We start from the raw sequence: 12,977 nt of genomic DNA, 5'->3' as shown, positions 1-12,977 counted from the left end.
GGTATCGTATGGATCGCAGACAAAGACAGCAAAAAATCCGGAATTTTTCCATTATCGCCCACATTGACCACGGTAAATCAACCTTGGCTGACCGTATTCTTGAATTTACCGGGGCGCTAAGCGAGCGGGAGCGAGAAGATCAGTTCCTGGATCAAATGGAATTGGAAAAGGAGCGCGGCATTACGATTAAACTGAATGCCGTACAATTGAAATATAAAGCGAAAAATGGAGAAGAATATATTCTTCACCTGATTGATACGCCGGGGCACGTCGATTTCACGTACGAAGTATCACGTAGTCTGGCAGCCTGCGAAGGCGCGCTGCTCGTCGTGGACGCCGCCCAGGGCATTGAGGCGCAGACGCTGGCGAACGTGTACCTTGCACTTGACAATGATCTAGAAATCCTTCCGGTTATTAACAAGATTGATTTGCCCAGCGCGGAACCGGATCGGGTGAAGCAGGAGATTGAAGATGTCATTGGTCTTGATGCGAGTGAAGCGGTGCTCGCGTCGGCAAAAGCAGGCATTGGAATCGAAGAAATTTTGGAACAAATCGTGGCGAAAGTGCCTGCGCCGAGCGGCGATCCGGACGCCCCTTTAAAAGCGCTCATTTTCGACTCGGTGTACGATCCGTACCGCGGGGTTATCGCTTTCGTGCGGGTTGTGGATGGTACGGTGAAAAAAGGTTCCAAAATCAAAATGATGGCGACTGGCAAAGTGTTCGAAGTGACGGAAGTCGGCACGCATGCGCCGTTCCCGAAACAGGTTGACGAACTGACCGTAGGCGATGTAGGGTTTATTGCGGCGAGTATCAAGAGCGTACGCGACACGCGTGTCGGGGATACGATTACGCTGGCGGACACCCCGGCGGATGAGCCGCTGCCGGGTTACCGTAAAGTAAACCCAATGGTGTTCAGCGGCATATATCCTGTGGATAGTGCCGATTATAATGACTTGCGCGAAGCGCTCGAAAAACTGCAACTAAACGATGCATCGTTGCAGTTTGAGCCGGAAACGTCACAGGCGCTCGGATTCGGCTTCCGCTGCGGTTTTCTTGGCATGCTGCATATGGAAATCATTCAGGAGAGAATCGAGCGCGAGTTCGATATCCCGATTATTACGACCGCGCCCAGCGTTGTTTATCATGTGACGAAAACGGATGGACAGAAGATTGCGATTGAAAATCCGTCCCATATGCCGGAGCAGCAGAAAATCGATTTCATTGAAGAGCCGTATGTAAAAGCAACGGTTATGGTGCCGAAAGATTATGTGGGTGCCATCATGGATTTGTGCCAGCGCAAACGCGGCGAATTCGTTGATATGCAATATATTGATGAGACGCGCGTGCAACTCGTGTATGAGATGCCGCTCGCTGAAATTGTATTTGAGTTTTTTGATCAGCTAAAGTCCAGCACAAAAGGATACGCTTCATTTGACTATGAATTGTCTGGCTATAAGAAGTCAAAGCTTGTCAAAATGGACATCCTGCTTAACGGTGAAGTGGTGGACGCCCTGTCTGTTATCGTGCACCGCGACAGTGCGTACCAGCGTGGCCGCGTGTTGTGCGAGAAGCTGAAAGAGCTGATTCCGCGTCAGATGTTCGAGGTACCGGTTCAGGCGGCTATCGGGCACAAAATTATTGCGCGCGAAACGATCAAGGCGATGCGCAAAAATGTGCTTGCAAAATGTTACGGCGGGGACGTTTCCCGAAAACGCAAACTGCTGGAAAAGCAAAAAGAGGGCAAGAAGCGCATGAAAGCCATCGGAAGCGTGGAAGTACCGCAGGAAGCGTTCATGGCGGTGCTTAAGATGGACGGTAATTAATCAGAAACAGGCCATATACAAGGAGCGGAGGGTAAAAAGGAAAAGAGCCTTTTTGCTCCCCGCTCCTTTGCTATAGTTAATTATGATAGAAAGGTAGTGCGGCAGAATGCAAACGAAGGCCGTTTATATTCATATTCCGTTTTGTACAAATAAGTGCTACTATTGTGATTTTAATTCGTATGTAACTAAGAACCCGCAATTAATTTGGGAGTATTTATATGCGCTTGAAAAAGAGATGAAAGAAACTGTGCGTCAGTTTCCGCCGGGCGAAATCAAAACGATTTTTGTCGGCGGGGGAACTCCTACGTTTCTTGACACGAAGCAGATGGAATATTTTCTTGAAATAGTGGCGCGTTATTTCCCAAAGCGGAGCGCTGATCTTGAATTCACGATGGAAGCGAACCCTGGAACGACGGATATGGAAAAGCTAATCGTCATGAGGCATGGCGGTGTAAACCGCATTAGCTTTGGTGTTCAATCGTTTGATGACGAATTGCTCAAGCGTATTGGCAGGATTCATGATAGTGAACAGGTGTTGCGGAGTATTGCAAATGCAAAAGCAGCCGGGTTTCAAAACCTTTCCATTGACCTGATTTTCGGTCTGCCTGATCAGACTGTGGAACAGTTTCGAGATACGCTGGATCAAGCATTTGCCCTTGATCTGCCCCATTTCTCCTCTTATAGCTTAAAGGTGGAAGAGAACACGCTTTTTCATACGCTGTATGAAAAAGATCAATTGCCGCTTCCGACCGAGGAAGAGGAAGTAGCAATGTATGAATTGCTCATGGAAGAGATGGCGAGGCACGGCTTGCTTCAGTATGAAATCAGCAATTTTGCTCGTCCAGGCTGGGAGAGTCGCCATAATATGACATACTGGCACAATGAATATTATTATGGCATAGGAGCTGGAGCACACGGCTACATAAACGGTGAACGGCATGTCAACGCCGGACCGTTGAAACAGTATATACAGCTTGCAGGTGAAAAAGGATTGCCGCGCGTAGAGCAATTTGCGGTAAGCCGGACGGAAGCGATGGAAGATCATATGATTATGGGGTTGCGTATGATGCGGGGAGTATCGGCGTCCGAGTTTCAAAAACGGTACGGTACGACGCTGGAGGAACAGTTTGGCTCTGTAATTAAAGAATTGATCGAACTTGGACTGGTGGAATGGAACGGTGAGATGCTGCGGCTGACAAAGCGCGGCATTCCGCTTGGAAACGAGGTGTTTGCCAGATTCCTGGGGCTGGTTGACAAAGTTTGATATCCTTTGGTATGTTTGAAGTAAGCTTTTTAGCACTCGAACTATCTGAGTGCTAACAAGGGAGGAAACGATATGCTCACGGAACGGCAGCAGTTAATTTTGCGAGCAATTATCGATAACTATATACGTTCCGCGGAACCGGTTGGTTCACGCACGATTTCGAAACGGGAAGATATTGGATACAGTTCTGCTACGATTCGCAATGAAATGGCAGATTTGGAAGAGATGGGATATTTGGAGCAGCCACATACGTCAGCCGGGCGTATCCCTTCCAATAAAGGATACCGTTTCTATGTGGATCAGCTTGTTCATATGCCGTTTATGCGAGCAGAAGACGCCCAGCACATTCGCCGTGTGTTCGCGGAGAAGTTTTATGAGTTCGAGCAGGTGATGAACCAGGCGGCGTCCATTCTCTCCGGTCTTACGAACTATACGTCTATCGTGCTTGGACATGAGATAAAATCATCCCGGCTTAAGACGATTCAAATGATTCCGCTGTCTTCGCATTCTGCGGTGGTCATCCTGGTAACGGATACCGGAAAAGTGGAAAACAAAACGATCTCACTTCCAAAAGAAATAGAAATCGGAGAAGTGGAACGTGTCGTCAATTTGCTGAACGCAAAGCTTATGGGTGTGCCGATGGCGGAGCTACGGAACAGACTTCATACGGAAGTCGCCAAGGAATTGGGGCGCTATATCCAACAGTGTGAATATTTTATATCGCTTCTTGAAGAGGCGCTGAAACATGAGCCCGATGATCATATCGTGTTGAAAGGCACGACGAATATCATGATGCAGCCTGAGTTTCGCGATGTAGATAAAGTAAGGGATATTTTGACACTTTTTGAGCAGAATGAAATGGTAGTACGCTTGTTTGACTCTCAGGAAAGGGGCTTGCAGGTGCGCATCGGCTCTGAGAACAAAGAACAGGCTGTTAGCGGGTGCAGCATTATTACGGCCACATATCATCTTGATGGCCAGCCGGTAGGCACTGTCGGCATTCTCGGCCCGACCCGCATGGAATATGGCCGGGTCATGGCCATTTTGAACGAACTGGCCGATAATTTAACAAACGCGTTTGAACGCTTTTACAAATCCGGGGCGTAAGGTGCGTCCCGGAAAAATTTGCGAATAAAAGGGGATGCTTATGGCTTCACATCCGACTGAGCGGGATGGCTCAGGAGATGAACGATTATCCACCTTGCTTCATAATATGAATGCAGTACAGGCGATTGCGAGCGCCGTCGAAGGGACGATCGGCCCTAAAGGCTTGGATACGATGCTTGTTGATGAAGAAGGCGGCGTCATTATTACGAATGACGGTGTCACTATTCTTGAAGAGATGGAAGTCAGACATCCGGCCGCACGTCTGATGATTGGGCTTGCCCGCTCCCAGCAAAGGGAGGTGGGCGATGGGACGACAACCGCTACCCTGCTTGCTGCGGCACTGGTGACGGAAGGTGCAGCTCAGGTTCAACGGGGGGTTCCGGTTGCCAAAGTTATTGCCGGCATTGAATTGGGGATTAACGAAGCGGTGGCGAAGCTGAAAGAAGCAGCACTGCCCATTGAAGCTTTTGAGGATGAGCGCCTGTTTCATATTGCGTATATCGCGGGAAGGGAACAGGAAGACATTGCTCGGCTTGTTATTGAAGGGGCTAAGTTAATCGGACGCGATAAGATGCTGGAGCCGGACTTTGCGTTCAGCGAATTGGTCACGGCGGGGGAAGGCGCGGAAAACGAAGTGCTGAATGGTGTTATTATTCATCAGCGCCCGTTGTCGCGCGAGATGCCGAAACGGTTGGACAATGTTTGTTTGTTCGTGCTGAACGACGCGCTCGCACCGGAAGAAATGGACGATGAAGCGCTCGGCACTGAGATTGGCTTTCAGCGGTATTTACAGTTAAAAGAAGAGTACCGGCGTAACCTGAAAAAACTTCTTGAACTGGGGGTAAACGCGGTAGTGCTTGATCGTAGCTGTGACAGCATGGCGGAAGAATTTTGCCTCGATCACGGTATTGTTGTCCTGCACCGCGTTTTTCGTTCAGAGCGAGAGCGCGTCGCCCGTTATACAGGAGCGCGTTCACTAAAGCGTATCGCCCTTAATAAAAGTGTAGAGGAGCTATCGCACTCACTTGGTTACGCGGAACATTTGGAATATGATGAAACGCTTGGTCAGGTGCGTGTTATAGGGGGCCGGGGCATCCCGACGGCAACTATGGTCATCGGCGCTTCCACAGGTGAAGTTGTCGGCGAAAGGGAACGGATTGCCAAAGATGCGGCGGCCGCCGTACAGGCGGCGCTCAGGGGAGGATATCTTCCCGGTGGCGGCAGCCTGGAGTTATTTTTGTCGCGCCATCTTGAGGAATGGCGCACGTCCGTTCAAGGAATGGAAGGGTTCGGAGTGGAAGCGGTGGCCGCTGCCCTTCGCAAACCGTTTGCCCAGATGATTCGCAATGCTGGCTTTAATCCGCTGGAGAAAATTGAGCAGGTAAAAGCGGCACAGGCTAAGGCAGATTCGTCGAGCATCGGGCTTGATTTCGATACTGGGCATTGTGCGGATATGCTGGAATCCGGGGTGGTCGATCCTGCGCTGGTTAAGCTGCATGCGCTAAAAACTGCAGGGGAGGTCAGCCGCGCGATTCTGCGCATACATACTGTAATCAGAAAAAAGTCTCCAGCTATACCATCAAATGAATAGGGGGAAGTGCTGTGACTGAAGAAAACAAAAATCCAGATGAGTTTATGGAAGAGACGGTAAAACAGGAAGAGCAAGGGGCCGAGCCGACAGAATTCTCTCAGTCTGAAGAAGCCGCAAACGTAGAAGAAGCGGCTGTAGAGCAAGCGGAAGCCGTTGAAGTGCCGCGCGAACAGGAGCTACAGGCGCAAATCCAACAGCTTCAAGCGGAAAAAGATGAGCTATATAACAAATATTTACGTGCTCAGGCGGATTTACAGAACTTCCGCATACGCGTCAATCGGGAAAAAGAGCAAATGATGAAATATCAGTCCCAGCGCGTTATTGAAGCCCTTTTGCCTGTGGTAGATAACTTTGAGCGTGCGATTGCGGCGAGCAAAGATGCGAAAGACGCGAGCGCTCTTGCTGAGGGCATTGAAATGGTGTTTCGCCAGCTTCAGCAGGTCTTAGAACAGGAGGGCGTGACGACAGTGCCGGGCGTCGGCGAACCGTTCGACCCGAATATGCACCAAGCGGTCATGCAGGAAGAAAGCGATGAGTATGAATCTGGCATTATCATCGAAGAGTTTCAGAAAGGCTACAAGTTGAAAGATCGTGTGATTCGTCCATCCATGGTTAAGGTGAGTTCTTAAGCGCACTTTGTGAAGCCTTTTATGTGACTTAGTAAGATATATGCAAGGTAGGTTGTTAATTTTTTGTTTTCATTGATTGTATGAATGCAAATATACTAGGAAAGGTTGGTAGGACTTTCATGGCTAAAGTAATCGGGATTGATTTAGGTACGACAAACTCTTGCGTAGCGGTAATGGAAGGTGGCGAGCCGGTTGTTATTCCGAACCCGGAAGGAAACCGCACCACTCCTTCCGTGGTGGCGTTCAAAAACGGCGAGCGCATCGTGGGTGAAGCTGCGAAGCGTCAAGCGATTACGAACCCGGACAACACCGTTATTTCCATCAAGCGCCACATGGGCACAAATTATAAGGTAAATCTTGAGGGGAAAGAGTACACGCCGCAAGAAATTTCCGCGATGATTCTACAAAAGCTGAAAGCGGACGCGGAAAGCTATCTTGGCGAACCGGTAACACAGGCCGTTATTACCGTTCCGGCCTACTTTAACGACAGTCAGCGCCAGGCGACAAAAGACGCTGGTAAAATTGCGGGTCTAGAAGTTCTGCGTATTGTCAACGAGCCAACTGCGGCTGCTCTCGCCTACGGTCTTGAGAAGGAAGAAGACCAAACCATTCTCGTATATGACCTTGGCGGTGGTACGTTCGATGTTTCTATCCTTGAGTTGGGCGACGGTTTCTTTGAAGTAAAAGCGACGAGCGGGGACAATCAGCTCGGCGGTGACGACTTCGACCAAGTGATCATCGATTACCTTGTGAGTGAATTTAAGAAAGAACATGGCATTGACTTGTCCAATGACCGCATGGCGATGCAGCGTCTGAAAGATGCCGCTGAAAAAGCGAAGAAGGATCTTTCCGGCGTATTAACAACTACGATTTCGCTTCCGTTCATTACGGCGGACGCAACCGGTCCGAAGCATCTGGAAGTAAACTTAACGCGCGCGAAATTTGAAGAACTGAGCGCTCACCTTGTGGAACGTACAATGAAACCGACCCGTCAGGCATTGTCTGATGCGGGCTTGAACCCGTCCGACATTGATAAAGTAATCCTGGTTGGCGGTTCTACGCGCATTCCGGCCGTTCAGGAAGCGATTAAAAAATTCATCGGTAAAGAACCGCACAAAGGCGTAAATCCGGATGAAGTCGTAGCGCTTGGCGCGGCCGTTCAAGCAGGTGTACTGACAGGCGATGTAAAAGACGTCGTTCTGCTGGACGTAACGCCGTTGTCCCTTGGTATCGAAACGTTGGGTGGCGTAATGACGAAACTAATCGAGCGCAATACGACGATCCCGACAAGCAAGTCGCAAGTATTCTCCACTGCGGCTGACAACCAGACAGCTGTAGATATTCATGTGTTACAGGGTGAGCGTCCGATGGCGGCTGACAACAAAACATTGGGTCGCTTCCAGCTCACGGATATTCCGCCGGCTCCGCGCGGCGTGCCGCAAATCGAGGTTACGTTTGACATCGACGCGAACGGTATCGTCAATGTGTCGGCGAAAGACCTAGGCACGGGCAAACAACAAAAAATCACGATTACGTCTTCCTCTGGTCTGAGTGAAGAAGAAATTGAGCGCATGGTACGAGAGGCGGAAGAGAACGCCGAATCCGACAAGAAGCGCAAAGAGCAGGTTGAACTGCGCAATGAAGCGGATCAAATGATTTTTGCGACCGAGAAAACATTAAAAGAGCTTGGAGACAAGGTAGATCAAGCTGAAATCGACAAAGCGAACGCGGCAAAAGACAAGCTGAAAACTGCGCTTGAAGGTTCCGATATTGAAGCGATCCGCACCGCGAAAAATGAACTGCAAGAAGTGGTACAGCAACTGTCCGTAAAACTGTATCAGCAAGCGGCGCAACAGGCGCAGGCAGCTCAGGGCGCGGAAGACACTGCACAGAAAAAGGACGATAATGTAGTGGATGCCGACTATACAATCGTTGACGAGGATGAAAAAAAATAATCAAGTGATCGAAAAGTCAAAGTCAGGGGCACCTTGACTTTGACTTTTTTTCGCAACCTGATATGATGGACTTTATGAGTAAAGTAGTGCGGGAGTGAAGAGCAATGAAACGCGATTATTATGAGGTGTTAGGCATCTCCAAGTCCGCTTCGGAAGACGAGATCAAAAAAGCGTACCGCAAGCTGGCTCGCAAGTACCACCCGGACGTTAACAAAGAGCCGGATGCGGCAGAGAAATTTAAAGAGGTAAAAGAAGCGTACGATGTGCTAAGCGACCCGCAGAAGCGCGCTAACTATGATCGCTTCGGCCATGCCGGCGCCCAACAGGGCGGTTTTGGTGGCGGAGGCTTTGACTTTGGCGGAGATTTTGGGGGTTTTGGCGACATTTTTGACATGTTTTTCGGCGGCGGGCGCCGCAACCCGAACGCGCCGCGTCAGGGCGATGATCTGCAATACACGATGCGGATCGATTTTAAGGATGCAGTGTTTGGAAAAGAAGTCGATATTGAAATTCCGAAAGAAGCGACGTGTTCCAAATGTAACGGTTCCGGGGCTGAGCCGGGCAGCAAGATCGAAACGTGCCAGACATGCGGTGGCACCGGACAGCAGGAGATCGTACAGAATACACCGTTTGGCCGTGTCGTAAACCGCAGGGTATGTCCGAACTGTAAGGGAAGCGGCAAGTTTATCAAGGTAAAATGCAGCAAATGTCACGGGAGCGGACGTGAAAAGGTACGTCGCAAAATTCATATCAAAATCCCGGCCGGCGTGGACGATGGCGCAAGAATGCGCATCGCCGGCGAAGGTGAGTTAGGAATAAACGGTGGCCCCCCGGGAGATTTGTATGTTGTCTTCCAGGTAAAACCCCATGAGTTCTTTGAACGCGATGGAAACGATATTTACTGTCAGGTTCCGATTACATTTGCCCAAGCGGCGCTTGGTGATGAGATTGAGGTTCCGACGCTTGACGGCAAAGTGAAGCTGAAAATTCCGGCCGGTACCCAGACTGGAACAAGATTCCGCCTGCGCGGTCACGGTGTTCCTTATTTGAACCGCTCAGGCAAAGGGGATCAGCACGTGAAAGTTGTCATTGTTACTCCTACCAAACTTAGCGAAAGACAGAAAGAATTGCTGCGCGAATTCGCTGAGATCAGCGGAGAAGAAATGCATGGCAGCGGAGAAACTTCTTTCTTTGACAAAATGAAAAAAGTGTTGCGGGGAGAACTTTAAAACACAAGATAGCGTAACGGGAGGATGGGACGAAAGCGATGAAATGGTCTGAAATTAGCATTCATACGGCGCAGGAAGCGGTCGAGGCGGTTGCGAATATTTTGCACGAGGCAGGTGCCACGGGCGTAGTTATTGAAGATCCGGAAGTTCTTGGGCGTGATTGGGATGATAAGTATGGCGAAATCTACGAACTTTCGGAGAAGGATTATCCGACTGAAGGTGTCATTGTAAAAGCCTATCTTCTCGTCAACAGCTATCTTGCAGAAACGGTGGAAGAAATCAAAGAAGCGGTCAACAACCTGTCTTCGTACGGCATTGATGCCGGCCCGGGCACGGTGACGCTTGCGGAAGTGCAGGAAGAGGAATGGGCCACCGCCTGGAAGAAGTACTATAAACCAGTCGAAGTATCCGAGCGGATTACAATCACTCCTACCTGGGAAAACTATTTGCCGAAGAAAGCGGACGAATTAGTGATTGAGCTGGACCCAGGCATGGCATTTGGCACAGGAACACATCCAACAACTGTGCTGTGCATTCGCGCCTTGGATGAACTCATTCAGGGCGGGGAAAGCGTGATTGACGTAGGCTGCGGTACTGGTGTGCTCAGTATCGCGGCCGCAAAACTTGGTGCTGCTTCCGTGCGCTCGCTTGATCTTGATGAAGTAGCTGTCCATTCTGCCATTCAGAATGTGAAACTGAATCGTGTGGAAGACAAAGTAACAATAGCGCAGAACAATTTGCTCGACGGTATAAAGGGACCGGTTGATATTGTCGTTGCCAATATTCTTGCGGAAGTGATCCTGCGGTTTGTTGACGACGCGGCGGCTGTGCTGAAGCCGGGCGGATTGTTTATTGCTTCTGGCATTATTACCCAGAAAGAAGCAGAAGTAAAAGCTGCAATGGAGAAAGCGGGCTTCCGGGTAAAAGAATCGCACTATATGCACGATATGTATGACAATGAAGACGGTGCGAACGATTCATTCGCGGATACGGTTGCCCCGCCGACCATTTACGATCGAAACGCCCTAATCTCAGGTTGGGTGTGCATAATTGCGGAACGAAAAGCAGAGTGAGGGATATGAATGCAGCGCTATTTTGTGAATCCTTCGCAAATGAATGAACAATACGTAACGATTGTCGGGGATGACGTAAACCATATCGCAAAAGTGATGCGCTTTAGGAGCGGCGATGAGATTATTTGTTGCAACGGACAAGGACGCGACGTGCGCGGTGTAATTGAGGAAATCCAACCCAATGCCGTGCGTGTGCGCATCTTGAGAGAAGAGGGGCCGAATCGCGAACTTCCGGTGCAAGTTACCATTGCACAGGGGCTTGTGAAAGGTGATAAAATGGAGGTAGTCATTCAGAAAGGCACTGAGCTCGGTGCTTTTTCTTTTTGCGCGTTCACTTCTATGCGCACGGTTGTTAAGCTCGACGAAAAAAAGGAGAGAAGACGGCTGGAACGGTGGCAAAAAATTGCCAAAGAAGCTGCTGAGCAGTCGCATAGAAGTCATGTTCCCATTATAGAAAATGTGTTAACTTGGCGCGAGCTTCTTGCATCCGCGTCCCGTTTTCATTATGCTTTATTTGCATACGAGAAAGAAGAAACGGTCACGCTGCACCGCGTTCTTGCTGAAGCGGCACCCGGCTCGAAAATTTTGATTGTTATCGGCCCGGAAGGCGGTTTCGACGAGAAAGAGGTGGCAGAGGCGGAAGCGGCCGGGTTTTTGTGCGTATCGTTGGGAAGGCGGATTTTGCGCGCAGAAACTGCACCGTTATACGCCTTGTCTTGCGTTTCTTATCAGTTTGAACAGCAGTAGTCAGATGAGAGTGGAGAGTCTATACATTTGGCTTGATATACCGGCATACTATGATACGGATGTCAGGATATCAAAGTATTACACGAATAAGGAGTTGGATGAGAGATGCCAACTGTAGCATTTCACACGCTTGGTTGTAAAGTGAATCACTATGAGACTGAAGCGATTTGGCAGTTGTTTAAGCAGGCCGGCTACGAAAAGATAGATTTTGAACAAAAAGCGGATGTCTATGTTATTAACACATGTACGGTCACAAATACGGGAGATAAGAAAAGCCGCCAGGTTATTCGTCGTGCCATCCGTCGTAACCCGGATGCGGTTGTTGCTGTTACGGGTTGCTATGCGCAAACGACGCCGCACGAGATTATGGCGATTCCGGGTGTAGATATCGTTGTGGGCACGTCCGGCCGTGACCAGCTGATTGACTATGTCAACCAGTATTTGCGTGAGCGTCAGCCGATTAATGCGGTGACGAACATCATGAAGGCTCGTGAATACGAAGAGCTTGATGTGCCGGAATTTACGGATCGTACGCGCGCGTCGCTAAAAATTCAGGAAGGCTGCAATAACTTCTGTACGTTTTGCATTATTCCGTGGGCGCGCGGCTTAATGCGCAGCCGCAAGCCGGAAAGTGTGATCGAACAGGCAAACAAGCTGGTGGCCGCAGGGTATAAAGAAATCGTGCTGACTGGCATCCACACCGGCGGTTATGGTGAAGACTTGGAAGATTATAATCTGGCGCGCCTGCTACGCGACCTTGACAGCAAAGTGCCGGGATTGAAACGTATCCGCATCAGCTCGATTGAAGCGAGTCAGATTACGGATGAAGTCATCGAAGTGCTCAATTCTTCCGACAAGATGTGCCGTCATTTGCATGTGCCGTTGCAGGCGGGTGACGATTATGTCTTGAAGCGTATGCGCCGCAAGTACACGACGGATGAATACCGCCGCAAAATTGAGCAATTGCATGAAGCGTTGCCGGACGTGGCGATTACGACGGACGTTATCGTCGGTTTCCCAGGTGAAACGGAAGAAATGTTTATGAACGGGTATCGTTTCATTGAGGAAATGAAATTTGCCGAACTGCACGTCTTTCCGTATTCTAAGCGCAGCGGTACACCGGCGGCTCGCATGGAAGACCAGGTGGACGAAGAAGTAAAAAACCGTCGTGTGCATGAGTTGATTCAGCTATCTAATAAGCTGGCGCTGGATTATTCCAGCAAGTTTGTAGGCGAAGTGTTGGAAGTGATTCCGGAAGAGCCGTACAAAGAAGCGACGGACAGCGGCCTGTATGTGGGCCATTCCGACAATTATCTGAAGCTTGTTTTCCCGGCTAACGAAACGTTGGTAGGAAAAATTTGTAAAGTTCGTCTGGACGCTCCGGGCTCTGAATATTGCAAAGGAACGTTCGTCCGCGTGCTCAGTGAAGAAGCGCTCAAAGCGTAATGAGACGCTGAACGAAACAGGGCGTAAGCGAAACTGTTTTCCGCAGTTTCGCTTTTTTTTCATGGTGATTCTTTTTATAATTTTTTAAGGAAAGCGTCAAGTTGAGATGTTTC

Annotated in this window: 10 protein-coding genes; all 10 read left to right on the top strand. The window is 49.5% G+C overall.

The features are described from left to right. Window positions 1-8 precede the first annotated feature (8 nt). The 10 genes from lepA (at window position 9) to mtaB (ending at window position 12,864) form a co-directional block, all read left to right on the top strand. Window positions 9-1,823 (top strand): translation elongation factor 4, encoded by a 1,815-nt coding sequence (gene lepA / locus K3F53_RS13620; protein WP_057898063.1) that lies wholly within the window; start codon window positions 9-11, stop codon window positions 1,821-1,823. 106 nt (window positions 1,824-1,929) lie between these two features. After that, window positions 1,930-3,087 carry a radical SAM family heme chaperone HemW gene (hemW, locus tag K3F53_RS13615; RefSeq protein ID WP_091260281.1) on the top strand — a complete coding sequence of 386 codons (1,158 nt, stop codon included), beginning with the start codon at window positions 1,930-1,932 and terminating at the stop codon, window positions 3,085-3,087. Window positions 3,088-3,159: 72 nt separating this feature from the next. After that, window positions 3,160-4,194 carry a heat-inducible transcriptional repressor HrcA gene (hrcA, locus tag K3F53_RS13610; protein WP_057898065.1) on the top strand — a complete coding sequence of 345 codons (1,035 nt, stop codon included), beginning with the start codon at window positions 3,160-3,162 and terminating at the stop codon, window positions 4,192-4,194. Window positions 4,195-4,234: 40 nt separating this feature from the next. After that, window positions 4,235-5,785, top strand: a complete 1,551-nt coding sequence (locus tag K3F53_RS13605; RefSeq protein ID WP_057898066.1) for a TCP-1/cpn60 chaperonin family protein — start codon at window positions 4,235-4,237, stop codon at window positions 5,783-5,785. Window positions 5,786-5,796: 11 nt separating this feature from the next. Beyond that, window positions 5,797-6,414, top strand: a complete 618-nt coding sequence (grpE, locus tag K3F53_RS13600; protein WP_091260279.1) for a nucleotide exchange factor GrpE — start codon at window positions 5,797-5,799, stop codon at window positions 6,412-6,414. A gap of 119 nt (window positions 6,415-6,533) precedes the next feature. Continuing rightward, a complete protein-coding gene (dnaK, locus tag K3F53_RS13595; protein ID WP_057898068.1) occupies window positions 6,534-8,369 on the top strand; it encodes a molecular chaperone DnaK in 1,836 nt (611 codons plus the stop codon). A gap of 104 nt (window positions 8,370-8,473) precedes the next feature. Beyond that, window positions 8,474-9,598: a molecular chaperone DnaJ gene (dnaJ, locus tag K3F53_RS13590; protein ID WP_057898069.1), complete on the top strand. Its 1,125-nt coding sequence runs from the start codon at window positions 8,474-8,476 to the stop codon at window positions 9,596-9,598. 38 nt (window positions 9,599-9,636) lie between these two features. Beyond that, the gene (gene prmA / locus K3F53_RS13585) at window positions 9,637-10,671 is read left to right on the top strand and encodes a 50S ribosomal protein L11 methyltransferase (RefSeq protein WP_082705906.1); all 1,035 of its coding nucleotides are present in this window, start codon (window positions 9,637-9,639) and stop codon (window positions 10,669-10,671) included. Between the two features lie 9 nt (window positions 10,672-10,680). After that, window positions 10,681-11,418 carry a 16S rRNA (uracil(1498)-N(3))-methyltransferase gene (locus tag K3F53_RS13580; protein WP_057898070.1) on the top strand — a complete coding sequence of 246 codons (738 nt, stop codon included), beginning with the start codon at window positions 10,681-10,683 and terminating at the stop codon, window positions 11,416-11,418. A 105-nt stretch (window positions 11,419-11,523) separates the two neighbouring features. Next, on the top strand, window positions 11,524-12,864 hold the full coding sequence (gene mtaB, locus K3F53_RS13575) for a tRNA (N(6)-L-threonylcarbamoyladenosine(37)-C(2))-methylthiotransferase MtaB (protein WP_057898071.1): 1,341 nt from the start codon (window positions 11,524-11,526) through the stop codon (window positions 12,862-12,864). Window positions 12,865-12,977 lie beyond the last annotated feature (113 nt).

The organism is Aneurinibacillus thermoaerophilus (assembly GCF_019603355.1).
Taxonomy (GTDB): domain Bacteria; phylum Bacillota; class Bacilli; order Aneurinibacillales; family Aneurinibacillaceae; genus Aneurinibacillus; species Aneurinibacillus thermoaerophilus.
This window is presented reverse-complemented; position numbering and strand designations above follow the sequence as displayed.

Coding starts and splice junctions, on each gene's coding strand:
- K3F53_RS13580 (WP_057898070.1), top strand. CDS start 10,681: ATGCAGCGCTATTTTGTGAATCCTTCGCAAATGAATGAACAATACGTA.
- mtaB (WP_057898071.1), top strand. CDS start 11,524: ATGCCAACTGTAGCATTTCACACGCTTGGTTGTAAAGTGAATCACTAT.
- hrcA (WP_057898065.1), top strand. CDS start 3,160: ATGCTCACGGAACGGCAGCAGTTAATTTTGCGAGCAATTATCGATAAC.
- dnaK (WP_057898068.1), top strand. CDS start 6,534: ATGGCTAAAGTAATCGGGATTGATTTAGGTACGACAAACTCTTGCGTA.
- prmA (WP_082705906.1), top strand. CDS start 9,637: ATGAAATGGTCTGAAATTAGCATTCATACGGCGCAGGAAGCGGTCGAG.
- K3F53_RS13605 (WP_057898066.1), top strand. CDS start 4,235: ATGGCTTCACATCCGACTGAGCGGGATGGCTCAGGAGATGAACGATTA.
- lepA (WP_057898063.1), top strand. CDS start 9: ATGGATCGCAGACAAAGACAGCAAAAAATCCGGAATTTTTCCATTATC.
- hemW (WP_091260281.1), top strand. CDS start 1,930: ATGCAAACGAAGGCCGTTTATATTCATATTCCGTTTTGTACAAATAAG.
- dnaJ (WP_057898069.1), top strand. CDS start 8,474: ATGAAACGCGATTATTATGAGGTGTTAGGCATCTCCAAGTCCGCTTCG.